This window comes from Hymenobacter terrenus, from assembly GCF_000972495.1.
GTDB classification, from domain to species: domain Bacteria; phylum Bacteroidota; class Bacteroidia; order Cytophagales; family Hymenobacteraceae; genus Hymenobacter; species Hymenobacter terrenus.
In genome coordinates this window covers 71222-96324 of the sequence record NZ_LATM01000012.1, presented here as the reverse complement: position 1 = coordinate 96324, position 25103 = coordinate 71222, and the positions used below count along the sequence as shown (strand labels likewise).

At 56.9% G+C, this 25103-nt stretch carries 21 protein-coding genes; 9 read left to right on the top strand and 12 right to left on the bottom strand.

What is annotated here, in order from left to right; genetic code table 11:
* Window positions 1-341: 341 nt before the first annotated feature.
* Window positions 342-2012: a S41 family peptidase gene (locus WX88_RS15605; protein ID WP_052732732.1), complete on the top strand. Its 1671-nt coding sequence runs from the start codon at window positions 342-344 to the stop codon at window positions 2010-2012.
* Between the two features lie 80 nt (window positions 2013-2092).
* Here WX88_RS15605 and WX88_RS30105 read toward each other — a convergent pair whose 3' ends face one another.
* A complete protein-coding gene (locus WX88_RS30105) occupies window positions 2093-2254 on the bottom strand; it encodes a hypothetical protein (RefSeq protein ID WP_156176169.1) in 162 nt (53 codons plus the stop codon).
* Between the two features lie 493 nt (window positions 2255-2747).
* Here WX88_RS30105 and WX88_RS27745 point away from each other — a divergent pair, with 493 nt between their 5' ends.
* The 4 genes from WX88_RS27745 (at window position 2748) to WX88_RS15585 (ending at window position 7279) form a co-directional block, all read left to right on the top strand.
* On the top strand, window positions 2748-3620 hold the full coding sequence (locus WX88_RS27745; RefSeq protein WP_052732731.1) for an AraC family transcriptional regulator: 873 nt from the start codon (window positions 2748-2750) through the stop codon (window positions 3618-3620).
* Between the two features lie 100 nt (window positions 3621-3720).
* Window positions 3721-4599, top strand: a complete 879-nt coding sequence (locus WX88_RS27740) for an MBL fold metallo-hydrolase (RefSeq protein ID WP_052732730.1) — start codon at window positions 3721-3723, stop codon at window positions 4597-4599.
* Between the two features lie 55 nt (window positions 4600-4654).
* Window positions 4655-5458 carry an alpha/beta fold hydrolase gene (locus WX88_RS15590; protein WP_231590724.1) on the top strand — a complete coding sequence of 268 codons (804 nt, stop codon included), beginning with the start codon at window positions 4655-4657 and terminating at the stop codon, window positions 5456-5458.
* Between the two features lie 615 nt (window positions 5459-6073).
* Window positions 6074-7279 carry a homogentisate 1,2-dioxygenase gene (locus tag WX88_RS15585; RefSeq protein ID WP_046245321.1) on the top strand — a complete coding sequence of 402 codons (1206 nt, stop codon included), beginning with the start codon at window positions 6074-6076 and terminating at the stop codon, window positions 7277-7279.
* Between the two features lie 100 nt (window positions 7280-7379).
* Here WX88_RS15585 and WX88_RS15580 read toward each other — a convergent pair whose 3' ends face one another.
* The 3 genes from WX88_RS15580 to WX88_RS15570 form a co-directional block, all read right to left on the bottom strand.
* Window positions 7380-8111 (bottom strand): hypothetical protein, encoded by a 732-nt coding sequence (locus WX88_RS15580; protein ID WP_046245320.1) that lies wholly within the window; start codon window positions 8109-8111, stop codon window positions 7380-7382.
* A gap of 249 nt (window positions 8112-8360) precedes the next feature.
* Entirely contained in the window at window positions 8361-9095 is a 735-nt protein-coding gene (locus WX88_RS15575) for a hypothetical protein (protein WP_046245319.1), read from the bottom strand.
* Window positions 9096-9451: 356 nt separating this feature from the next.
* A complete protein-coding gene (locus WX88_RS15570; protein ID WP_231590723.1) occupies window positions 9452-10993 on the bottom strand; it encodes a hydroxymethylglutaryl-CoA reductase in 1542 nt (513 codons plus the stop codon).
* 732 nt (window positions 10994-11725) lie between these two features.
* Here WX88_RS15570 and WX88_RS15565 point away from each other — a divergent pair.
* Both WX88_RS15565 and WX88_RS15560 read left to right on the top strand, forming a co-directional pair.
* On the top strand, window positions 11726-12541 hold the full coding sequence (locus tag WX88_RS15565; protein WP_046245317.1) for a phytanoyl-CoA dioxygenase family protein: 816 nt from the start codon (window positions 11726-11728) through the stop codon (window positions 12539-12541).
* A gap of 115 nt (window positions 12542-12656) precedes the next feature.
* Window positions 12657-13439, top strand: coding sequence for an SDR family NAD(P)-dependent oxidoreductase (locus WX88_RS15560; protein ID WP_046245316.1), 783 nt, complete (start codon window positions 12657-12659; stop codon window positions 13437-13439).
* A 284-nt stretch (window positions 13440-13723) separates the two neighbouring features.
* On the opposite strand, the gene WX88_RS15555 is transcribed toward WX88_RS15560, so the two are convergent.
* Window positions 13724-14338: a phosphatase PAP2-related protein gene (locus WX88_RS15555; protein WP_052732729.1), complete on the bottom strand. Its 615-nt coding sequence runs from the start codon at window positions 14336-14338 to the stop codon at window positions 13724-13726.
* A 313-nt stretch (window positions 14339-14651) separates the two neighbouring features.
* Between WX88_RS15555 and WX88_RS15550 the strand changes: the two genes are divergently transcribed.
* Together WX88_RS15550 and WX88_RS15545 are read left to right on the top strand one after the other, a co-directional pair.
* Window positions 14652-15944, top strand: coding sequence for an amidohydrolase (locus WX88_RS15550; RefSeq protein ID WP_046245315.1), 1293 nt, complete (start codon window positions 14652-14654; stop codon window positions 15942-15944).
* Between the two features lie 239 nt (window positions 15945-16183).
* Window positions 16184-18700, top strand: coding sequence for a M4 family metallopeptidase (locus WX88_RS15545; RefSeq protein ID WP_046245314.1), 2517 nt, complete (start codon window positions 16184-16186; stop codon window positions 18698-18700).
* Window positions 18701-19293: 593 nt separating this feature from the next.
* Here WX88_RS15545 and WX88_RS30100 read toward each other — a convergent pair.
* From WX88_RS30100 to WX88_RS15515, 7 genes are all read right to left on the bottom strand, one after another.
* Window positions 19294-19917 carry a hypothetical protein gene (locus WX88_RS30100; protein WP_156176168.1) on the bottom strand — a complete coding sequence of 208 codons (624 nt, stop codon included), beginning with the start codon at window positions 19915-19917 and terminating at the stop codon, window positions 19294-19296.
* A 35-nt stretch (window positions 19918-19952) separates the two neighbouring features.
* On the bottom strand, window positions 19953-20537 hold the full coding sequence (locus WX88_RS15540) for a hypothetical protein (RefSeq protein ID WP_046245313.1): 585 nt from the start codon (window positions 20535-20537) through the stop codon (window positions 19953-19955).
* A 21-nt stretch (window positions 20538-20558) separates the two neighbouring features.
* Window positions 20559-21287 (bottom strand): hypothetical protein, encoded by a 729-nt coding sequence (locus WX88_RS15535; RefSeq protein ID WP_046245312.1) that lies wholly within the window; start codon window positions 21285-21287, stop codon window positions 20559-20561.
* A gap of 69 nt (window positions 21288-21356) precedes the next feature.
* Window positions 21357-21962 (bottom strand): hypothetical protein, encoded by a 606-nt coding sequence (locus WX88_RS15530; protein WP_156176167.1) that lies wholly within the window; start codon window positions 21960-21962, stop codon window positions 21357-21359.
* A gap of 16 nt (window positions 21963-21978) precedes the next feature.
* The gene (gene tssD / locus WX88_RS15525) at window positions 21979-23037 is read right to left on the bottom strand and encodes a type VI secretion system tube protein TssD (protein ID WP_046245310.1); all 1059 of its coding nucleotides are present in this window, start codon (window positions 23035-23037) and stop codon (window positions 21979-21981) included.
* Between the two features lie 128 nt (window positions 23038-23165).
* Window positions 23166-23858 (bottom strand): hypothetical protein, encoded by a 693-nt coding sequence (locus WX88_RS15520; RefSeq protein ID WP_046245309.1) that lies wholly within the window; start codon window positions 23856-23858, stop codon window positions 23166-23168.
* Between the two features lie 455 nt (window positions 23859-24313).
* Window positions 24314-25051 (bottom strand): hypothetical protein, encoded by a 738-nt coding sequence (locus WX88_RS15515; protein WP_156176166.1) that lies wholly within the window; start codon window positions 25049-25051, stop codon window positions 24314-24316.
* Window positions 25052-25103 lie beyond the last annotated feature (52 nt).

Below are 25103 nucleotides of genomic sequence, written 5' to 3'. Positions count from 1 at the left end.
CAGCAGGGAAGCCTTCAATTCACCGGGCGGCCCATACCCGCACCAAGCTCCTGCTTAAACTGCTGAAGCGCTAATGCCAAAAACCACTTTGCTCCCCGGCTAATTCCCCGGCTTCGCCGGTAGCCCACGAGCGTGTTCCGGATAAAGTTATAGATTGCGTTTGAATCGACAGATGTACTTGCCTAGCCAGGTAAAGACTCGTTTGCTTTTTCAAAGTAAACTATTGCATTGATACGGGAAATACCATGATTGACAGCTGTGTCACGGCTTGGCTAGAAAAATTCAAATAATTTTGGAGTCTATATAATTCGCTGTTATCTGCCGACACCTTTACCTAAACTATGGCTGTTGCTTCGTCCGCTGTTCCGGAAACTGGTCGGTCCACTGCCCCACGGCGGCGTGGGTGGCTGCGGCAAGCGGGCTTACTGATGCTAGCCATGGGCTGCGGTATCTTGGTGGCCACCAATCCTTTTCGGCCTTCGGCCGACAACCCCGATGCGACGGCCCGCGGCTACCTGCGTTTCAAAGAAATTCTGAGCTACATCGACCGCGACTATGCCGATTCCGTCGATACCGAAGCCCTGGCCGACTACGCTGTAGTGCAAATGCTGGAGAAGCTCGACCCGCATTCCGTGTACATCCCGGCGCGCGACCGTGAAAAGACCGACTCTTTCCTCCAGAGTGACTACGACGGTGTTGGCATCGAATTTAACGTGTTCCGCGACACCGTGACTGTGGTGGCCCCGCTCAGCGGTGGCCCGGCCGAGCAGGCCGGCGTGCAGCCCGGCGACCAGATTATCAGCCTCGGCGGCAAGCGCGTATCGGGGGCGCATCTCACCACTGCCCGCCTCGCCGAGTTGCTGCGTGGTCCCCGTGGCAGCAGTGTCACTATGGAGTTGCGTCGCCACCGGCAGCCGCGTTTTAGCCTCACCATCGCCCGTAGCCGCATCCCCAATACTTCCGTCGATGCCGCGTACTTAATCGACAGCCAAACCGGCTACATCAAAGTTAGTCGCTTTGCTTCGAATACCTATGATGAGTTTAAGGCCGCTTTGGCCGACCTGCGCCACCAAGGGCTCACCCGCCTCGTGCTCGATTTGCGCGGCAACCCTGGCGGCTACCTCGACCGCGCCACCCGCCTGGCCGATGAGTTCATCGCCGGCTCGCGCAAAATCGTGTACACCGATGGCAAGGGCGAGCAATATGACTCGCAGACCTACGCCCGCGTAGCCGGCGAGTTCGAAGAAGGGGCCTTGGTCGTGCTGATAGATGAAGGCAGTGCCTCGGCCGCTGAAGTGGTGGCTGGCGCCTTACAGGACCACGACCGGGCTATTCTGGTGGGCCGTCGCACCTTTGGCAAGGGCCTCGTACAGCAGCCCATTGCGCTGAGCGATGGCGGCGAGCTGCGCCTAACCATTGCTCGCTACTACACACCCGCCGGCCGCTCCATCCAAAAGCCCTACGGCGCTAGCTACGCCGAATACAGCCGTGAGCTAACTGACCGCTCCGCCCGGGGCGAACTGGTTTCGGCCGATAGTATTCACTTTGCCAAAGAGCTGCGCTTCCGCACCGACCACGGCCGCACCGTGTATGGCGGCGGCGGCATCATGCCCGATGTCTTCGTGCCCCGCGATTCACTGTCGCATTCTGCCTATTTCACCCGGCTGTTGAGCCGGGGCGTCGTCCGCGCCTTCGCCTTATCCTTCTACCAAGCGCACAAAGCTGAGTTAGAAGGCCTGCGCTTCGAGCAGTTCAACGCTACGTTCCGCATTACCGATGCGCAGCTGGCGAGCTTGGCTGCGCAAGCTTCTTCGGACGGGGTGGCTACCAACATCGCGGCTGCCCGCCGGTGCGCGCCGCTCCTGCGCAATCAGCTCAAGGCCTACATCGCCCGCAGCGCCTACGGGTCGGTGGCGTACTACACCGTGCTTCGCGAGCAAGACGCGGAGCTGCAACGCGCCCTGCACGCCGTGAGCGACAGCACTGCGCAGCTGGCGCTGCTGGGGAAGTAGTGAAATTATTTAAAAAATCTCGGGGCCACGCGCTCTGGCATCAAGTTCCAGTCTCAGTGCTGGTGGTAGCAAATGCGGGACTACAAAGCCAGCATCTCCCGCTCGTAGTCTGATAAGATTTCAGGGTGGGTGCTGAGCAACTCGTGAATGCGGGCGATGACGCGATAGTGGCGTAGGTTGTCCAACTTGTTGTAGTACTGAGGCTGCTCTTCCAGGATGGAGCCGCTGAACTCGCGGTTCATTATAGCCTCCAACTCGGCTGCATATTGTGTGTACTCGGCTGCCTCAAGGCTGGCTGCCTACACCCTGGTATGAGTTCTCCAGTCGCAGGTCAGGGCCAGCCTGTCTCTTCCCTGCCAGGTATAAACCCTCCGCAAAACGCAAAGACTTTATACCTGGCAGGTATAAAACTTCTGACAAAACTGAGACGCTTTATACCTGTTAGGTAGAAAACCTCGTGAAAATTGAAACATTTTCTACCTAACAGGGTGCTACTGTCCGTACGCGCTGGCGCGGTTGTTAGCCTGCACGATATGGACGTGCTTCTTGCGCACTTGAGCAGCACTTCTCGCTCCACCGCCTATGCAGATGCTCCTATCTTTCTGCTCACTGACCTCCCGGCATATAGCGACAGTGTTAAATTGATTGGGGTAATTGCTATATGCTCGTGCAACCTCAGAAGATGGTTGAATTTTTTTAATTTGCCCCTTAAAAAGATTCCAGTCTAGTGCACCCATGGCTTCTATTCCTGATATCCCCAAGGCACCCTTCTACCGGCCGGACGGCCGTCTACTACGTTGCGAAGTGATAGCGGTATTTCCTGGTTGGGAACGGGAGCGCATGCTGCCGCCGGGCCACCACCGCCACGAGTTTCATGAGCTGCTGTGGATGGAGCAGGGCCATAGCCGCCATCTAGTCGATTTCCGCGAGTATATCCTAGGGCCAGCCGAGGTATTGTTCATGCCACGCGGTAGCATTCACCGATTCGACGGCGGCGAGGACTGTTGCGGAGGGCTGGTGCTGTTTGACGACGATTTCCTAACGTCGGCACAGGCCCACGCGCTGCGCTCGTTCCGCCTCTTCGATCCGCTTTGCCCGTCGCGGCTCTGTACGCCGACGTGCGCCAGTACTGTGCGGTTGCTTCAGGAGATTCGCCAAGAGCACGCCCAGCCAACGCTGGTAGGGGGAAGCACCGTGTTACAAAGTCTGTTGGTTGCGGTTCTCCATAAGCTCGAAGCCACTTGTTTGCCAGCAGAAATCTTGTGCCTGGATAGTGCGGCTGAACTCAACCAGCGGTTCAGCGCGCTATTGGAAGCGCATTTCCGCGAGCAGCATAGCGTCGGATTCTATGCCACGGCTCTGCACTGCTCTCCGCGACAATTGGCAGCAGCCATTCGCGCAGCTCGGGGCTACTCGACGCAGCAGTTGATTCTGGAACGGCTACTGCTGGAAGCCAAACGCTATTTAGGCTACACGGACCACCGCGTCAGCGAAATTGCTTTTTTGCTGGGCTTCGATGACCCCGCATACTTCTCGCGGCTGTTCCGGCTCAAAGTGGGCCAGAGCGCAGAAGTCTTTCGGAAACAGCTTGTCGAAAAGTCCATGTGAAAGGCGGTTTTATCTAGTAGGAACCGGCGGGGTCGGACTAGTTTTGCCTTCCTAAAGTCTTTACTTTCAGGCCTGACAAATCGTTAATCAACCCGCTCACATGACAATATCTCTCGCTCCGCCCTACGACGCAGAGCTTCAGCCTGCGCCGCCCATTCAGTGTTATACCTCCCGGCCGGAGGCCTTCTTTGTCAATTCATATCTGGTCGAGACAACCGCCGGTATAGTTGTCATCGACACACAGTTTCTGCTGTCGGAAGCTCAGGGACTGCGCGCGCAGCTTCGGGCCACGGGCCGGCCGCTGGCGGCCATCTTCGTGACCCATCCGCACCCCGACCATTTCAACGGCGTAGGTGTGCTGCTCGAGGATGGACCATCGGTTCCCGTGTACGCCACGCAAGCCACGGCAGACGGAATTGCAGCAGTCGAAGCAACTAAGCGTGCGTATTGGACACCCATCCACGGGGCCGACTACCCCACGCGTACTACCCTGCCGACGCACATCCTGCACCCGGGCGAAACCGTGACCGTCGGCGGCCTCGACTTCGTGGTTGAAGAATGGGGAGAGGGCGAAACCTCGAATATGATGACGGTGTACCTGCCCGCTTCCGGCACCTTGTTTGCCGGCGATTTGGCCTATCACCAGGTGCACCCGTGGCTGGCGGAAAGCCACTCGCAGGCTTGGTTGACGCAGTTGGCGCGGGCGCAGCAGCACTACCAGCACGCGCACGCCGTGTATGTGGGCCATGGCCAACCTGGCACCCCAACTATGCTGGCCGAGCAAGCAGACTACATTGTTTTTTTTAAGGGTTTGGTAGAACAGCACCTGTCAGCGTTTGACAACGCCCCCTTACCTGAGGCCGCCCGTGCTAGCATTCGGCAGGAGGTACTCCGACGTTACCCCGACCTACCACTGGCGGGCCTGATCGAACTGAACATTAACGGTATAGTGGCCGAACTGCAATCTAGTGCGCACTAACTGGCTCGGCCAGCTGGTCCCCCGCGTTTGATTTAATCTTAATGTATCATCTATCGTGATTCTACGTCACTTACTCGCAGCCGCACTATTTAGCATCGCTGTACCGATAGCTGGTCCGGCCAGTGCCCAACCCAACAAGCAAAACGTCAAACCCAACACGCAAAAGAAAATGGATGAATTTCGCACGCATAATGTAGTCTTGGTTCACGGGGCCTGGGCTGACGGTTCAAGCTGGAATGAGGTAATCGGTCTGCTCCAAGAAGCAGGCCTGCACGTGACGGCCGTACAAAACCCACTTACCTCCTTAGCCGATGACGTGGCCGCGACGCGGCGGGCCATAGCCCAGCAAGAGGGCCCCGTGGTGCTGGTTGGGCATTCTTACGGTGGCGTCGTCATTACTGAAGCGGGCACTGACCCCAAAGTGGTGGGCTTGGTGTACGTGGCGGCGCTGGCCCCTGATGCCGGAGAGGCGTTTGAGGACGTGGCCAAACGCTTTCCCACCCCGCCCGGTGGGGCGTTCATCCGCGTCGCCGACGGGTTCGCCCAACTCGACGAGGCCGGCTTCGTCGCGAATTTCGCGCCAGACATACCTCCGGCCAGGGCCAGGGTAATGGCCGCTACCCAAGGACCCATTTCGGCCACGCTCTTTTCTCAAAAGACCACCCAAGCGGCGTGGAAAACAAAGCCCTCGTGGTATGCCGTCTCCACCCTTGACCGCGTCATCGACCCGGGCCTGGAGCGGTTTTTGGCGCAGCGCATGAAGGCTCAAACTGTAGAGATTGCCGCCAGTCATGCGTCTCCGGTCGCGCGTCCCCGTGAAATAGCCGACCTTATTCTTGCAGCTGCCCGCAGGCAATAAGCTTAAATTAAGCCCTCAAAACAAACTACATTTTATTAGGCTTCTCAAGCTTTTCTAAGCCATCAGTAGTATGTGAATTTCTAGCTATTAATTTGGTGTGGGTCGGCCGGTTAGAAGCAGGGGCTAATCAACAAGAAGTGACAGAGGGCCCTGGCGAAGTTGGAAGGGCATACCAAATCAGTAAGAATCTGACACTAAACTCAGTGGCGGCTCTTCAAGCCCCCGTACGCCCTGCGCGTGCGGGGGCTTGAAGCGTCGGATGATGCTGTTACGATGCCACAGATCGAAATCGGACGAGTTAGCGTTCGGTACATCACAGGCAACTGTTGCGCGTCTACTTCTTGGCCTTAGGTTAAAAGGTTAGTCCAAAAGGCGTATGTGGGCAGCTGGCTTGTTTTCAGAGGTACTCTAGCTGCTTTAAAAAAAATATGCTATGCATTATTAAGATGGCTTTTTGCTCCTATTCTCGTGTCTCATAATCTCCGCAGATTGGGGTAATTTAAAGCAATCCAGACCAACCAGAGAGCCGCCTCATCCAAACTCAATGACTGGGCTAATTTCGCAATGACTACCGCAGCCCGTAACTTCACTGCCCTAATCCCACCCCCCTTTCTTATGGCTCATTACCACCGCCTCGGCCAGATTCCACGCAAGCGTCACACCCAATTTCGTCAGCCCGATGGCACACTTTACTCAGAGCAGCTAGTGGGCACGCTCGGGTTTCACGGCGTATCGTCGTTGCTCTACCATGTGCACCCACCCACACAAATCAAGCAAGTAGGGGAGCCCAAACCCTACGGGGCCAAGGTGCTGAAGGACCGGCCGCTCCAGCCCGAGCACTTGCGCACCCTGGCCCAAACCAGCACCGGCGGCGACTACCTCTCCGCTCGCCAAACCTTGCTCGGCAATGCCGACGTGACGATGAGCATCTGCAACCCCACGGCGCGGCGGATGGAGTACTACTATAAAAACGCCCAGGCCGATGAGGTGATTTTCGTGCACGAAGGCCGCGGCGAGCTATGGAGCCAGATGGGCAAAGTAGCTTTCGAGCCCGGCGACTACGTCGTGGTGCCGCGCACGGTCATTCACCAGCTACACTTTGAAGAAGGCCCGGTCCGGCTGCTGATTATCGAGTCGTTCAGTCCAGTGGAAACCGTGCGTCGCTACCGCAACCACTTCGGGCAGCTGCTGGAACACTCGCCCTACTGCGAGCGCGACATGCGTCCGCCATCGGAGCTGATTACCGACGATTTTCCCGAGGGTGATTACCTCGTGCAAGTTAAGAAGGAAGGCTTTTTACACCAGCTCACCTACGCGCATTCGCCGTTCGATGTGGTGGGCTGGGACGGGTATTTTTACCCCTATGCCTTCAGCATTCACGATTTTGAGCCCATAACCGGGCGGCTGCACCAGCCCCCGCCCGTGCATCAAACTTTCGAGGGGCACAACTACGTCATCTGCTCCTTCGTGCCGCGCCTCTTCGACTACCATCCGCTCAGCATCCCGGCGCCCTACAATCATTCTAACGTCGATTCTGATGAAGTGCTGTATTACGTGGCAGGCAATTTCATGTCGCGCAAAGGCGTCGATTTGGCCTCCTTCACCTGGCACCCCACTGGGTTGCCGCACGGCCCGCACCCCGGCACCGTAGAAGCTAGCCTCGGCAAAAAAGAAACCCACGAGCTAGCCGTCATGGTCGACACCTTCCGCCCGCTCTACCTCACCGAGGCAGCTCTGCCCTACGTAGACCCCCGTTATCCCATGAGCTGGAATCCTGGCTTCGTGCCCGACCCGCCTAAGTCAGCGGATATGATGGACTGATTTGCAGTTAGGTGGTCAATTAAACCTAAATTATATCAGCCCGTTCTGCTGAGCAGAGCCAAAGCAGGACGGGCTGATAATCGGTAATTGCTATTGAAAACTACCTTACGATGGCCATCCGGTTGTAATGGTCAATCATGCGGGCCACGTCGGTGGGCTGGGTGTATTGCAGATGCTGGATGCTCGCGAAGATGCGCAGGTCGTCGGCGCGCTTACCAAATAAGCGCAACACATCGGCCTGATTAAGGTCGAGCGGACGTAGCGCCTCGGTGGTCTCGTTGCCGGGCCCCACCAGGACCAGGGGGGCCGAAGAGATGCGGCCGGCCAACGCTGCGGCCCCCGAGTTGTAGAGCCAGACCAATAGTAATGGCCCGGTATCAACGGCGGTTAATACCTCTACATACTCGCGGCGGGTGCCGGCGCTGCCCTCCTTCACCAAACGTGTGCGGAAGCGGCGGAGGGCTGTCGCGCCAGTACCACCAATTTCTCCCAGGTCGAAACCGCGCAGGCTGCCTACGGGCCACAGGTGAGTCGAGTCGCCATCGATAGAATCCTGTGCTTCTACCAAGCGTAGGCCGGCGTGGAAACGCACACCCGGTACTGGCCGGTAGCGCCCATCAAAGGTCCGCAGGGCCCCTAACTGGAATGTGCCGTCACCCAGAAAGCCTGTTGATTGCTTGGTTAGCGCCGCCCGCAGGGTGTTCTTGGTTGGTGCCGAATTCGCCTGACGGTACAAGGTGTGGGCTTCAGCTTGGTCTCGTGAGGTTTGGGCAGTAGCGGGTTGCCAGCAGACTGCTAAAATAAGAGCGTATAAATAATAGGGATACTTCACAGATGTAGCTTGTATTACTGAAAGATGAAGAAAGAGGGGGCAAAACTACAATTTTATCAGTCTATTTCACATAGTTGGGGATTATTTTCAACTATCATGCCATTTAGCACTAAGTAGTTTCAGAAGAACTGGTAATAGGGACGTAGTGCCCAGTATACCCTTTAAAATCTCCTAGCCCTCGACTCGATATTACTGGCGTTGGCGTTGCCTGCCATATTTGAGTTTTGAACAAAGCGCTGATAATAAGGTCTATTTTATTGTTTTTTGGTTATAATATTCCACTATGCGTAGTACCTGGCCTAAGTCGGTGTAGCTGAGGTGCTCTTTAGTGGCGTAGGCTTGTACCTCGGCCGCGTGGGGGCCAAATAGACGTGTTACGCCGCGCTGGTTGAGCGTAACGGGGCGCAACGGCTCCTGGGGTGAGGCACCAGGCCCGGTCAGTACTACCTGATTGATGGCGGTGCGGGCCTTCCTGGTTTCGGTGCGCAGAACGGGGTCGATTGCGGCATCTTCGTGGAAATAAACGTGCTGCACACCCAGCACAATCGGGGGGGCATCGCCCTCCGTCAATATTTCAACGAAATCTTTCTTCAGGCTGCCGTCGCGCACGAGGCAACTGCGGAAGTGCCTTGCGTCGGACCCCTGGCCCATGTAAAACCCATCGATGCTGCCCACTGGCCAGACATGGCTTCCCGTCGAGTCCTGCGCTTCAACCAAGTGCAGAGCCACGTTGTATTTCAGGGCCGGCACCCGGATGCGGCGCTTGGTAAGCAGCACCAGCGTGCCCGGTTGGTCGATGGCCACCAAATAGGCTTCCGGGGCATCAATCAGGTCCTTGCGCATGCGTTCCAGGGCATTAGGGGCATTGGCGCGCTGGTATAATTCCAGGCCAATATCGGTCAGGTCGCGCGCGGCTTGGGCGTGGGCCGGGGCAGCCAGTAGGCCTAGGATAAGCCCACATAAAAGAGTAGCGGCTGGTTTCATTGACAATAGCTGAGCGTGTAAATACAGGTTATAGTAATTCTCGGGGTCGGTGTACCGTAGCGCCGTAACGCGGACTTTGTAGCCCGCGTCCCCGCGCCATTCGAATCGTTCGGGTGTCCGCCGGATACGCCGGACTACAGCATCCGCGCTACGGCCCAGTCCGCTACACCTACAGCGGTTCTCACGTTAGATACGATGTCATCAGGCTCCCCCTCTCTTTGGAGAGAGGCCGGGGGTGAGATTTCCCTGGCTGAGCGGCGTATACCAACCTGAGAACCCCTATTAAGATGAGTAGAGCGTCCTGCCGGCCTTGCTGAAGCAGGACGTTTTGCTGATTCTTTGCCTGGCTCCAAACCCTATCGGTTACGGCCATATTGCTCGTGGCTGCTTACCCAATCGGAGCTGCTGATGGCCGCGCCCAAACTTAATTCGCCGGCCAGTACTACGCCGGCCACGATTTCGGCAAACTTGCGCACCGTATCGCGGCCCACGCAGCCCAGCATTTGCAGGCACTCGTTCTGGGTGGCCAGGCCGGTGCCGCCGCCGTGGGTGGCCACGATGAGCGACGGAATGGTGATGCTGATGTACAAATCCCCTGCTGCCGTGACCTCCGAATACAGAATGCCGGCTGATGACTCACTCACGTTGGCCACGTCCTGGCCCGTGGCGATAAATAAGGCTGTGATGCCGTTGGCCGAGTGCGCACCATTGTTGTTGGCGCCCGAAATAAAGGCGCCTACGTTGCTCACCTGTCCGTGGTACGCCAGCTGCTCGGGCGTCACGCGCATGCGCTGTTGCAGCACGTCGCGCTTCACCACAGCTTCGGCCACTACACGCTTGCCGCGGGTGCGCATCACGTTGATTTGCGAGGCTTTTTTATCGGTAGCGAAGTTTGATTCGAGGTAAAAGTGTTCGATTTTGGGGCCTTTATAGTGTTCCAGAATCCAGGAGCAGGCCGCGAACGTGGCGCGACCCACCATGTTTTGCCCGGCCGCGTCGCCAGTGCTGAAATTGAAGCGCAGGTAAGCAAATTTGTTGCTCAGGTAGGTGTCGATGTACTGTAGCTTGGCCACGCTGGAGGTGCTTTCGGCCTGGGGACGAATCTGGTCGATGGCTTCTTCTACCCACTTGCCAAAGTCCCGCGCCCCGCGCGCATCCGCAAACACGAACACCGGTGCCCGCTGCATGGCGTCGCCGATAACGGTGCATTTCACGCCGCCGCACAGGTTCAGTACCTGCATGCCCCGGTTGTAGCTGGCCACCAGGGTGCCTTCGGTGGTGGCCATCGGAATGAGGAAGTCGCCTTGTGCGTGCTCGCCATTCACGGTGAGTGGCCCGGCCAGGCCCACCGGAATCTGGGCCACACCCATAAAATGCTCGCAGTTGCCCTGTAGCTTGTGAGCATCGAAGGAGTAGTGCTTGAGATGTGTAAATTGCTTGCCCGAAAACTGCTCGGCGAAGCCCTGCCGGGCGGTAATGGCGGCTTCGGAGTAGTCGTCCTCATCGGAGCGTGGAATGCGGGGCTTGTGATTCGAGGCACTCACAATGGCGTCTTCCACTTCCACATGCAGGTCGCCGAAGGCGTCCGTTGAAAACCATATTTGCACCGGATGAATCCCCTCCGCCAGGGCCGGCGTGTCGAGCAATACCACCAGTGTGCGGCCTACGGGCAACTCAATGGCCTGTTCATCGGCGTTGATGGCCGTGGCTGCCCGCCGCTCGCCATTGCCCATATCTACCACGATATTTTCGGCCGGCACCACTATTCCACCAATTTGCACCTGCTTAAAACCCGTCACTCTCACCATATCAAGCCGGTTTTTGATGCTGAAAGCCACACCCGCATTCTGGGAAAGATTGTGCAGACTGCCGCGGGTATAAAGTAGTTTCAAGAGCATGGGGCTAGGGGTGAAGACCATTTTTTTACGAGTTAAGATGAGCAGGAATTGAGGCGCCCAAGTGCGCGGTGGTGAAGGTGCGGAATTTTGGGCGGAATCGCCAAAGAATAGCCTGGCTTTCTTATCAGATTCCCCGGTAGGTCCCAATATAGAACAGGCTGCCCTTAGCCATTCTTCATCCTGACAGCCAGCAGGAAGAACTGGCCGAATAGACCGCGCTACTCTATAGAAGACTGCGCGCTCTGCCGCAGTTAATGGCCTCCGCATGAGGTGGATAAATGCTTGTGGTGTCAGTCATACAAGCCTCCCAGTCTTCCTGCTCCGCTTAAGGCTTCCGGAATTCGAATTACCCGCCGTACTTCCGCATCAAATAGCGCGAGAGTGTTTTTCACTAGCCCGCCCAAATTGAGGAGCACTCAGCCGGATTAGGCTGTCTACCGCTTATTCGGAGGCTTTTGAGACCTTTGCAATAGTATCTTGAAAACGTTAAGCCGGCACCCGGAGGTGTTCGGACAAAGGCATTACAGTATTTAATGTTGCTATTCGTCAGCGTGAGTTGGGCGGGTGGACTGTTTCATTATCCATTCACTCAGCTAGCGCACAAACCCCCGTGCTTCGGCGCGGTTATAGGCCCCGCGTTGCTTCCGGCTGCTGGCCGATAGGCAGGGGCTACGCTGCAAGTATTACCTTTGTGTGTCGTCGGGCAAACCCGGCGGCCGCCACTTTTCTGCTATGGCCTTATCTTCTGACTATCCACGTTTTACGCTTGGCAATACCCTTACCGCTGAGCAACGAGCCTTTTTCTCGAAATACGGGTTCCTCCATTTTCGCCCCTTCGCGTCCCCCGAATACGTTCAGCAAATTCTGAAGGCAACTCAGGAAGTGCAGGCAAAATGGCTGGCCAATGGCGTAGAGAAAGTAAACGGCGTGCCCATCAAGTATGGGCAGGACGTCGACGGTTCGCGCATTGTGCAGCGCTTTGCCTTTGCCTCCCAACACAGCCCGCTGCTACACGAACTTTTGCAGGATGAGCGGTTTAAAGCCCTCTTTCCGCTGCTCGAAGCCGAAGGAGGCCGGGTGGGCGAAAATGAGAAGGATGGCCTCGTAGTGAATCATTACGTGAACATTCCCGGTTCGGAGTTCTCTCAAATGGGCTGGCACACCGACTCTTTGCGCGACGTGTTCTACGGCAAGCGCATTGGCCCGATGCTCAACGTGGGCCTGCACCTTGATGGTACTAAGGCTACTAATGGCGGCTTGCGCGTGATACCCGGCACCCACCGTCAGGGCCTACACAAGATGCTGTTTCGGAAGAAGTACTATAAAGATGTCTTCTACGACCCCAACGAAATGGCTATCGAAACCGAATCTGGCGACCTCACCGTGCACGACGGCCGCATGTGGCATCGGGTAGCCCAGTCGCCACTCACCGGCGAAGCCAGTCGCCGCCGTGTGATGTACGTGCCGATTATTTCGGGCAAGTATCAGCCCAAAAGTGCGGACAGCCCCACGCCGTTCTACCTGCGGTTTTTGCACCTGGTAAAATAAATCCATCAATACCTTGCATTTGCAATTCAGCTGCGTCAGTAGAGGATTTATAGATGCTGGCTTGGCATTAGGTAATGATAGTGGAGAGTGCTAAATGATAAATCCTGACTGTTAAATGGCATACGCTCTCGTTACCGGCGCTTCGCGTGGCATTGGCCGGGCTATTTCGCTTCTGCTAGCCCAGCGGGGCTACGATCTGCTTCTAGTAGCGCGCTCCGAAGACCAGTTGACGGCTCTAGCTGAGGAAATTGGCCAAAAGCACCAGCACCAGGCTCGGATACTGGCCCTAGATTTAGCGGCTGCGGGCGCGGCCGAAGCAGTGGCTACCTGGGCGCTTCAGCAAACCGACCAGCTGGCCGTGCTGGTAAATAATGCTGGCTATGGTCTTTGGGGGCGCTTCGAGCAGCTGAGCCTGACCGAGCAGCAAAACATGTTGCAGCTCAACATGGCGCTGCCCGTGGCCCTTACCCACGCGCTGCTGCCCGCCTTGCACAAGGCACGCAAAGGTTATATTCTGAACGTATCCAGCACGGCGGCCTACCAGGCGGTGCCATCGTTGTCGCTCTACGCGGCCAGCAAGGCCTTTCTGCTGAGCTTCAGCCGTGGCCTGCGCTATGAATTGAAAGCCAGCAATATCTCGGTGTCATGCCTGTGCCCCGGCGCTACCACTACCAGTTTTGCCGACCGTGCCGGCATGGGTGCCGAACTTCAGGAAACCGCCAACAAGGTGTCGATGACCGCCGAAGCCGTGGCCGCAGCTGCCGTGGACGGCATGCTGGCGGGCGAGGCTGAAATTGTGCCCGGTGTGCTGAATAAGGTGTCGGCTGGTCTCACCAGCTTCGTGCCCAAGGGCATCGTGGAGAAGATTGCGGCGGGGATTTACGAGAAGTATTTGTGAGATAGCGCTAAGGCTTTATTCAAGAGACTGTTTGGGTTGGGGCTACGCAAACCAAACTATAGTGAGATTCGGTGCAAGTGGGATTTTGCCTTACCGAATCCTTAGCGTCTCTCGTTCATAAAATAGGCCGTCGGCTTGCTATCGTCTGCATTCCCGTGCATCGGTATCTGCTGGTATTTGGTCTCAATACGGCAAGCTGTTCGTTTTGCAGTTGATGGAACGACGTGGAACACGTGCATCCACTACTCCTGCCTGCCAAGTGAAAAGGCAGCTCAACCTGCTTCTTAGCGAGCTTCCTGGCATAGAATAATAACCGTATCTTCAGCTTGGGCGAGGGGTTTATTCTGACACACCTGCTCGGCCAGCCAGTACGCCAGCCAGGCAAAGAGCGGCGCGGCCAGCACGTCGTAAGAATAGTGCACCCGTTGCACCAGCACCAGCGTGCCCATAGCTACTGTTATCAGGCCCATGGCCCAGCGCCAGTGGTGACCGCGAACTACCAGCATCAGCAAAGTCATGGTGGCGGTGTGGCCCGAAAAGAACAGGTCGCGCACAATGGGCTCGGTGGTCACGTCAAAAAAGTGGTCAATCACCGGGTCGTGCAGAACGAGCAGACCAACTGGTGGCTCTAGCGGCACCAGCCACAGCGTAGCCATGCGTAGTAATTGCAGGAAGCAATACGCCCAGAGCCCTCGCAGTAGCAACTGAGGCCGAGGCGCCAGAAACGACAGGGTAGCGACGGTACTGCCATAAAGCAAGGCAAATATTGGCCCCGACATGTCGTATGCTGGCAACAAAGCCAATAAAGGGTCGGGGAGTAGTTGGCCACGGCGCCCCTGAATAAAGTGGTAGAATTGCGGCAATACTAGCATCAGGCCCAACAGCAGGAACACAATCATCCCAAAGCGCCCACGAAAGCCAGCGTGGGTCCACGCTGCTGGCCAGGATTGTGCCTGTGCGCGAGACCTGCGCTGTCTAGCCGTAGGGTGAGGTAAGCGGAGCGGTTTTAAGAGAGTAGCCACAACTACGGCCGTCAGGTAATTAGCTGGTAATAATACAGCCCGCAAAAGTACGCCATCTGCTGAACAGTAGCACGCTAGTTGGTAGCCTTGGCGTAACATTGCGATCCGGCCGCAATGCATTAGCCGTAGCCCACTCAATCACTCCTATTTGGTCTGTATGCACTTCTCTATTCCGACAGTTTCCACAACAATGCTCAGTCTGGCTCTGGGCCTGATTACCATGCCCGTGCAAGCCCAGAACGCAGCCCTAAATGCCCGTATCGCCCAACTGGCCACCCAGGAAGAAAGCAAGGTTATTGCCTGGCGGCGCGATATTCACGAGCACCCGGAGTTGGGCAACCAGGAAACCCGTACGGCGGCTCTCATTGCCGCGCACCTCAAAAAGCTGGGCCTGGAAGTGCAGACCGGTGTGGCCCGCACCGGCGTGGTGGGCATTCTGCGCGGTGGTAAGCCCGGCTCCGTAGTGGCCCTGCGCGCCGACATGGATGGCTTGCCCCTCACCGAAGCCAACGACCTGCCCTTCGCCTCCAAAGTGACCACGACTTACTTGGGCCAGCCCGTAGGGGTGATGCACGCTTGTGGACACGACACGCACGTGGCTATGCTCATGGGGGCCGCCGAAGTGCTGAGCCAGGTAAAAAAAGACCTGCCCGGTACCGTGAAATTCATTTTTCAGCCCGCCGAAGAAGGCTCGCTGCCGGGCGTAGAAGGCGGGGCCAAGCTTATGGTGAAGGAAGGGGTGCTCGATAAGCCCAAGGTCGATGCCGTATTTGGTATTCACATCAATGCCCAGACCGAAGTGGGCAACCTGACCTATCGCTCTGGTGGCGAAATGGCCTCAGCCGACCGGTTTACCATCAAGGTTCACGGCAAGGGTGCGCACGGTGCTTACCCCTGGAACAGCGTGGACCCCGTGGTAACCGCTGCTCAGATTATTCTTGGCCTGCAAACCATCGTGAGCCGCCAGATAAAGCTGATTGACGATGCCGCCGTGGTGACGGTAGGCACCATTAATGGCGGCGTGCGTTACAACGTTATCCCGCCCGACGTGGAGCTGAGCGGCACCATCCGGGCCCTCAGCCCGGCCGTGCAGCAGCAAATCTGGGCTTCCATCCGCCGCATTGCCACCAATATTGCCGAGAGCGCCGGGGCCACGGCCGACGTCAATATTGAGCCCTACGTGCCCGTGACCACCAATGCGCCCGACCTCACGGCCCGAATGCTCCCCACGCTGCGTGCCGTGGCGGGCTCGACGCACGTGCGCGAAATCAAGGCCGTGACCGGGGCTGAGGACTTCTCCTTTTACCAGGAGAAGGTGCCCGGCCTGTTTCTGTTCGTGGGTGGTATGACGCCCGGCACCGACCCCGCCACTACGGCTGACCACCACACCGCCGGCTTCCGCATTGATGAAAGTGGCCTCACGTTGGGCGTAAAAACGCTGGCTACGTTAGCAGCTGATTACCTGAGCGGAGCAAAGCGCTAGTGAAAAAGGTGTGAAGGAATGCTCTCAGACCTTTTAGTGTAAATGTATAATAAAGGAATTGTGCAATTTTGATTAATGCGCGCAGAATTGAGTAACGCGTATAAAATTCGGGCATTTTTAATCAAAAAGTTAATGATTGCTTAGAAATAAGTTGATGGTAGTTAAGTTGCGTAGGATTTGGTGTAAAATACTCAATGTTGCACAAGTCCTTCTTCTAACTAGTAACTCTATTTCTTTACATGAAAAAACAATACTCCGTCGCTGCGTTGATGATGCTCGGCACCCTGGCAGCTGCTACCACAGGACAGGCTCAGGACGCTTCGCGCATCCAGAATAAAGTAGTCGGCAATGACAGCCAGCCGGAGCTGGTGCTGTTCAGCACCGAAGGCAAGATGGCTCAACGCGGCCTCAGCAACGACCAAGTGCTGCGCCAGCAGCTAGGGCTAACCAAGGCCGACGAGATGCGTTCCACGAAAGTGGAAACCGACCAGCTCGGCTTCACCCACCAGAAATTTGCCCAGTACTATAAAGGTATTCGCGTCGAGCACGGCGACTACACCGTGCACGCCAAGGGTGGGGTCGTCGAGAGCATCAGCGGCGATTTTGAGAAAGTAGGAACCCTGAACACGACGCCATCGCTGAGTGCTGATGTGGCGCTGAAGCGGGCGCTGGCGTCGGTAGGCGCCCGTAAGTACATGTGGGAAAGTGCCGCCGAAGAGGCCGACCTGAAGGAGCAGGAAAACAACCCCAACGCTACTTACTATCCCACTGGCGAGCTGGTGGTGATACGCGACAATACGGCGGGCGAAAACGGCCCGCTGGTACTGGCCTGGAAGTTCAATATATACGCTGAGCAGCCGGTGAGCCGGGCCTACATCTACGTAGACGCCCAGACGGGTAAAGTCGTGTTGCGCGACGCCATCATCAAGCACGCCAATGCGACGGGCACGTTTGCCACGCGCTACAGCGGTACGCAGAGTAGCGGCACGGAGAGCATCAACGGCAGCTACCGCCTGCGCGATGCTACCCGCAGCGGGGGCATCCAGACCTTCAACGCCAAAAAAGGCAGGAGCTACGCCAACTCGGTCGACTTCACCGACGCCGACAACAACTGGACCGAGTATAACAACGCCAACTTCGATAATGCCGCTCTCGACGCCCACTGGGGGGCCCAAGCGGTGTACGACTACTGGAAAAACGTGCAGGGCCGCAACAGCTACAACAACAACGGCGCTGCTATCAAAAGCTACGTGCACTTTGATGATGACCTCACCGATGGCAAACCCATGGAAAATGCCTTCTGGAATGGCTCGGTGATGTCGTACGGCGATGGTGCTACGAACTTCAAGCCGCTGACTGCTCTGGACGTATGCGCCCATGAGATTGGCCACGCGGTGAACTCGTTTACGGCCAACATGGTGTATGAGAACGAGTCAGGTGCGCTGAACGAGGGCTTCTCCGACATTTGGGGCGCCGTGATTGAGAACTACAAAGCACCCAGTAAGCAGCCCTGGCTCATCGGCGAGGATATTATCAAAATATCGGGCTACAACTGCCTGCGCTCGATGAGTGACCCCGGCAGCTCTTCCGCCGCCAGCCGTGGCCCGTCTTACTACAAAGGCAATTTGTGGGCGCCCACCGTCCCGCCCGGCACTGGCAACAATGCGAATGACCAAGGTGGCGTGCACACCAATTCAAGCATCCTCAACTACTGGTTTTACCTCATTAGCGTGGGTAAATCTGGCACCAATGAGGTAGGTAACGCTTACTCGGTGGCAAGTATTGGTATTGCGGCGGCGGCTAAAATTGCCTACCGCGCCGAGAGTGTATACCTCTCGTCCAACAGCAATTATGCCAACGCCCGTACCTACACCATTCAAGCCGCTATCGACTTGCATGGCGCCGGCTCGACGCAGGTACAAGCCGTCACTAACGCTTGGTATGCCGTGGGCGTAGGAGCTGCTTACAGCGCTGGTGGCACTACTCCTCCTACCACTCCCACTACGCCCACCACTGCTACTTATTGCACCACCAAGGGCGGCAGCCAGCAATACGAGTGGATTGACCTCGTGAATCTGGGTGGCATCAACCGGACCTCGAGTGCCGACGCGGGCTATTACAATGGCACCGCGACCAGCACGAGCATTGCGGCCGGCTCTTCCCAGACCATCAACTTCTCGGCGGGCTTTGCGGGCGGAACCTACACTGAGAACTGGAAAGTGTACATCGACTATAACCGCAACGGCGTATTCACCGATGTTGGGGAGTTAATCGTGAACGGCACCAGCTCCAGCGCAGCTACCCTCAGCAGCACCTTCACGGTGCCAGCCACCGCCAAAACTGGCGCTACCCGCCTGCGGATAACAGTAAGCGACAACAGCGGCACCACCAGCTGCGGTAACTACAGCTACGGCGAAACCGAGGACTACACCGTGAACATCACGGGCGGCGCAGCCCTCAGCGGCCCGACCCCCAGTGGCCCGGCCTCGCTGACCGGCGACGCTACGCCTCTCGGCAACGAAGTGGCTAGCAAGCTGGAAGTGTATCCGAACCCTGCCACCGAGGCCGTGCGCCTCGTGCTGCCCGGCAACGCCAACGCCACTAGCGTAGAGGTAACCGACGTACGCGGCGCCCGCGTGGTAGGTACCAGCTTCAGCAACGGTACTCTCAACATCAGCAGCCTGGCCAAGGGCATGTATAACCTGAGCGTAAGCGACGGCCAGAAAGTGTTCCACCAGCGCTTCACGAAGCAATAAGAAGCTTAGAAGCGTAAGTAAAAAAGGGCCGTCAGCATTGCTGACGGCCCTTTTTAATGTTGGTTGACTATAGACAACTCTTTCAGGTACCCAGGGCTGGCGAGGGTCAGGAAAGGCTAGTAGCGCCCTCCCTGGTTTCGAGACTGTCGCTCTGCAAACGTCATAGGAACATACTTCTTCCGTGAGAGAGAAGAAAGATTTTCCTGACTCCAAACGATAGTATCCGATGGCAATGTGTATTGCCATCGGATACTATCGTTTGGAGTCAATACCAAAGGTGACATACTTTCCAGCATCGGTCAAATCAATGCTTGATGTGATATTGTAATAAACAGGCCTTATTTGCTGGTACTTTGGCTCCACTTGCTGTAGTTGTGCTCCTGCCTCCATAATGGGCATTATAGCACTGTAACGAATCAAATAGGTATTGATACCAGAGGGAAAAGAATAGACTTCGCTTAGATTTTTTTCTGTGCTATAGATTGCTTCCGGCGCTAATCTGACGATGATATGCGCGGCATCGCGCTTGCTGGGAGCGTTGACTTTGGAGGACGCTGTAAGTAAGCAGTTATCTCATCCTGAAGTCGAAATGTTCATGAGAGGCTACTCACTACGCTAACGAATCCCTCAAATGGTCCAGCAGTGATGAGTGACTGTTCGTCAGCTGGAAGCGCTCCAATGTGGTAAGCTGTTTCAACCGTGCTATTCGTAGTTACTGGAGTAATGAAACTTTCCGTGTATGGTGAGGCAAGAATATAGCCTAGTTCTATGAACAGCGTACGCGCTACGAGTGGACCCTGCGAAGGAGAGTAATCATATACTGTATAGGGCATAAGCGGCAAGCTTAACTCCATTACTTCTTCAATGCTTTCCCCAGGCAATACCCGGCTTAGACAAGGCGTTTGCAAGGCTTCCACAAGTATCCAGTCGGGGACATCTACCACTGCTTTGCCCACGGTCACACGTTCGGCGCTCAAGTGCACATTAACCAAGTTCGAGTCAATGTCGTAAACTAATGTGTTGGTTTCGGGGCGACGGTATAGTCTCTTGTAGAGTTGGTTGAATAGATAAAGAGGGAGTTGCGAAGCATTGTGTACGCGGTATCGTATGTGCAACGCAGTAGCCGTTGGATAGGTAATGGTCACTTCCAGACGACAGTCGGCATTAGCTGTGGATACAGTTTGAGCAACCAGCGGAGATTTTTCTAATGAATTCATGGCCTTTAACGCTGGTTACTGTTTACAGGGTGGCCTTATAAGGCTACTAGCTCGCGCTGGTATTTGGTGAGAATTTCCGGGTGAGCAGCCAGCAACGCGTGAATGCGAGCAATGACCTCGTAGCGGCGCAGGTTGTCAAGCTTGTTGTACTGTCGGGGCTGCTCATCTGGCTCCGACCCATCGAATTCCCGGTTCATGATGGCCTCCAATTCGGCCGCGTACTGGATATACTCAGCCTTGGTAAGGCAATAGATATAGTGGCGGCCCAATTCTGGGGTGTCGAGTGGGGGCAATTCTGGGTCGCGGCCTCGTTCGTACACTATTTCCACTAACTGGCCAGCTTGGTCTTCCTTTTCCAGCAACACCAACGGTGCCCCGGCTATCACCGTTTCCACACGGGCGCCGTCGGTAGTTTGAACAGCATCGGGATTGAGGGCAATAAAGCGTGCGGAATCTGCTGGGAAATCGTAAGTGGCGAAGTCATACGCGGGGCTCAAGGATACACTAAACCAATTGTTTAGTTGAATGCCGTAGATACCAGCATAATGTTCAGAACCCCCATTTTCAACGGTGTAAGGATAGACGTTGATGGGATAGTTGGCTTGCGGGCTAGGTTTCATATAACGTGATGAAAGCGTAGATTAAAGGAAACGTACCTGGGCAATAAGGTTGGTTAAATCAGGGAAATGCAGCTTGGCCCAGGAAATTCTTTCCGGTTTGGGTCTTGGGTCGAATAAATATTGGTTGTAAATACTTGCCCACTCCTCTATTCCTTTTCGATGGCTCTGCAATAACTCCACTGGTGACCCACGCTCCTGTAAACGCAAGAATTCCAACAGTCGGTTATGGTGCTCGGTTATCGCGTTTTGCCAAGGCGTTAATACATCTGGCGCATTTTTCACTAGCACTTCCCGGTCAGGACGTAGTTGCACCCACTTTTCGGTAGGCAAGTTGCCGCCGAGGTTGTCTTCGAGTTGAGTGACATGACCAGCTTCGTGTTCGAGGTCCAGGAAGCGCATTCCGGCCACCACGGCCACATGTTTTTCCTCGCGCAGTACCTCGCCTTGCTTGTTACACACACGCTTGAATACTACGTGTGGGTATTCTTGCTGGAAAACGAGAGGGTAGCCGCGCTGCGCCAAGTGCTGGACCAGAGCAGGATAGTCGGGATGCAACTCCATGGCCACTTCGCCCGTGCGAACGGTCTCGTGCGTGGGCGGCCGGCCCGCTTCCGACCCGGTACGCATCTTCAACTTCTCGCGTGGTACCGCCGCCCCCGGCCCGCCATGCTCCCGCGCTGCCGAGGCCACGAAGGCCCCAGCCGGCCCCCCAGGAGTAATGGAGAAGCCATCCGGGTCGGTGAGGCTCACGAAGGCCTGGTAGCGCCCGCGCCGGTTTCGAACTCCTCCTCGTAGCGCACGCAGTAGGCCCCAGTGTGGCTACAACGCCAGCATTTCTCGTTCGTGGGGCGAAAGAACTTCTGGATGCGTGGTTAGTAGCTCGTGGATGTGGGCAATAACGCGGTAGCGCCGCAGGTTCTCCAGTTCGTTGTAGTAGCGGGGCTGCTCTTCCAGTCTTGACCCGTCGAACTCCCTGTTCATGATGGCTTCCAACTCAGTGGCGTACATAGCATATTCGGCACTAGTAAGGCAATATATGTAGAAAGACCGTTGCTCGCCAACCGTAGAACCCAGGTGGTTATGGGCCAAGTACCAGCGCTGGTTGCTGTCTTGCTCGTAAATGACTTGAATAAGTGAGCCTGCTTGCTCATTTCTCTCTAGCAACACCAATGGACCTTCACTCATTATTGTCAGTGCCCGAGCGGCATCCAAGCTGTGAACGTCATCATCAGGATTTAGAGCTTCAAAGCGTCGCAAGTCCGGCGGAAATCCGTAAGCAGTACTATCGTAAGCCGGGCATAAACACACACTAAGCCAATGGTTAAGCTGAATACCATAAATGCCCGCGTAATATTCAGAGCCTCCGTTCTCAGCGATATGGGAGTAAACATTAATCGGGTAGTTAGCTTGTGGAGTCGGCTTCATAAGATTCAAGAGAAAACTAAGCGAATTGAACACTTTCTGTTAAATCAGCTAAGTCAGGGAAATATAGCTTCGCCCAAGCAATCCTCTGTGGGTTAGGCTTTGGAATAAACAGATACTTGTTATAGACGGCTTTCCAATCAGCTATGCCCTGTTGATGGTGGCGCAGTAATTCAGGAGACGCGTGGCGTCCCTTTAAACGCAGGTATTCTACCAAGCGGTTGTGGTATTCGGTTACTGCATTTTGCCATCCTTGTAGTACATCGGTGGCATTTTTGACCTCTACCTCTCGGTCAGGGCGCAGTTGCACGAACTTGACGGTCGGCACGGTGCCACCCAAGTGGTCCTCCAACTGAGTAACATGGCCAGCTTCGTGTTCGAGGTCTAGAAAGCGCATACCAGCCACGACGGCCACATGCTTTTCCTCGCGTAGCACGTTCCCCTGCTTGTCGCACACACGCTTGAAAACGACATGCGGGGCTTTCTGCTGAAAGACGAGCGGATAGCCGCGCTGGGTTAGGTGCTGCACCAGGGCGGGGTAGTCGGGATGCTGTTCCATGGCCACTTCGCCCGTGCGAATAGCCTCGGGCGTGGGCGGTAGGCCCGCTTCCGACCCGGTGCCCATCTTCACCTGCTCGACAATCGCCACTGCCGCCCCCGGCCCGCCATGCTCCCGCGCTGCCGGGGCCACGAAGGCCCCAGCCGGCCCCCCAGGAGTAATGGAGAAGCCATCCGGGTCGGTGAGGCTCACAAAGGCTTGGTAGCGCCCGCTCGCGCCGGTTTCGAATTCCTCCTCGTAGCGCACGCAGTAGGCCCCGGCCAGGCTGACGGTTTCGATGGGGCTGCCCCCGGCCGAATCCAGGAAGACGATATGCGCGGCATCGCGCTTGGTGGGGGCGTTGGCCCAGGCTTCGAGGAAGGCATCTTCGGGCACATCCAGCACCAACTCCACCAGGTCGTGGCGCACCTTGGCCGTGGTCCGGCCGCGGGCATCGGTAGCCTGATGCACGCCGTAGGTGGCGTAGGTCAGGGGATAGCGGCGACCGGCAACGTGCAGCTCCGCGACGATAGCGCCCATAGTAGAGATGGGTTATAGTGAGAGGAGTGGCAAAGCTAAGCGATTCGGGGTGGTGCCCCGAAAGCCAGGCCGCCCCGCCCGCGCGAGGCAGACGGGGCGGCGAATACGTACGCGGCGCTTATGGTCGTTTAGGAAATGGGCGTCTCGCCGGGACCGCCGCTGCCCTTGCGCCCACCGCCGCCAGAGTTGCCCACCCGGCGGGCGCGCTTGTAGGCATCATATAGGGAAGGGTTCAGGAAACGGAACACTTCCATGGGCTTATCCAGCTCATATACCTGCTGCATGAGGTCCTGGAGCAGGTCTTCGGCCGACTTATTACTGCCGCTGCGCTGGTCGATGAGGCTGCTGGTACTGCCCACAGTGCTCGCGAAAGCCGCGTGCAGGTCCCGCAACTGGGCCAGCACCGGCGCCGACAGCGCATAGCTGGCCAGGGCGGTGGCGTGGTCATCGGCCGTTGCGAACAGGGCCTTGCTCACGTCGCGCAGCTCTTCGGGCTTCATCTTGCGCAGCTGCCTCTTGCTCAGAGTAGCACGAGTCAGCAGGGCGGTATCACCGGTTTTGGTGGCAATGGCGCGCAACGGGCCCAGCAGTGCGGGCAGGGCTGCCAACAGCACCGTGCGGGTGGTACCGGCCTGCTCGGTCACCAGCTTGGTGTTGATGGGGGCCCTACCCACGGCCCCTTTCAGTAGCTCGTAGGCGGTAGGAATATCAGCTGCCTCGGCCGCAGCGGCAGGGCTTACCCCGATGGCTGCCAGGTTGTCGGCAATGAATTTGACCAGCACCGTGGTCATGGCGTACTGCTTGTCGCGCTCCGTGTTCATGCGGCTAAAAAATAAGGGCCGGCCCAGACCCCTGGCGGCCCTCAAGGTTACGGCTTTTTTCGCAATCGCCGTCCCAAGTGTTTTCCAGCGACAGATTTACACGCTTCAGAGCTGAGTTTACACAGTCCCGAGACGAGTTTACACGGTCCTGAGCTCGGTTTACACGGTCCTGAGCTGGGTTTACACGGTCCCGAGCTCGGTTCACACGGTCCCGAGATGACTTTGCACGGTCCCGAGACGAGTTCACACGGTCCCGAGATGATTTTACACGCCCCCGAGACGAGTTTACACGCTCCCGAGGTGACTTTACACGCCTCCGAGGTCGATTTACCGGGCCCCGAGCGAGATTTACACAGTCCCGAGCTGGGTTTACACGCTTCCGAGCCCGGTCTACATCCTCCGATGCAGCGCCCCAGGCCGGCGCCATCCCCTCAGATGAGCCCGGCCCGGTGCCCCTACTTCAGCGCATACTCCACCTTCAGCATCAGCGTGCCAAAGCCGTCCTTGCTGGCCGACGCCCCGCCGAGGCGCAGATTGCTCACATCGTCGAGCTGGTCGGTGGTGGTGAAGTAATAGTTGCCCTCGACGTTGGCCCGCAGCTGCTCGGTGAGGCGGATGCTGAAACCAGCCCCCACCGGAGCCAAGCCCGCCAGCGCCGGATAGTCGTTGCGCTCCGGGGCCAGGAAAACCGTGCCCTTGGTGGAGCGGGCGTTGCCCCGGTACGACTGTGGGTCGTAGAGCAGCAGCCCCGCGCCGCCCTGCACATACACCTGGAAGATGGGCGCGGTGCTCTGCGAAGCCGCAAATACAGACTCATCGGGCAGTAAGTCGAAGCGGAAGAAGACCGCGCCCAGGCCATTATTGCTGGTGAAAGCCAAGCCGCGCTCCTTGGTTTTGTCCCGGGCGCCCAGCGCCACGTAGGCAAACTCGGTGCCCACGTGTAGGTGCGGCGTGAGGCGGTAGAGCACCCCCAGGCTCAGCGCCGGGCTCAGGAAATTGTTGCCGGGGCTGTTGCCGAGGTCGCCATTATAGAGTCCCGTGCCAACGCCGAGCGTGACGTGCAGCGGGCCCCGGAAGTAGGCCCGGCCCTGGCGGTTGTAGTGGCGCACCGGGTGATGGTACTGGGCCTGGGCCGTCTGGCTGCCACATACGCCCGCCATTACTGCTCCAAAAATCAATGCACGAAACCGCATAGTATCTAGCTAAAGAAAAAAACACCTGTACGGCCGCAAACGAACGGCGCGT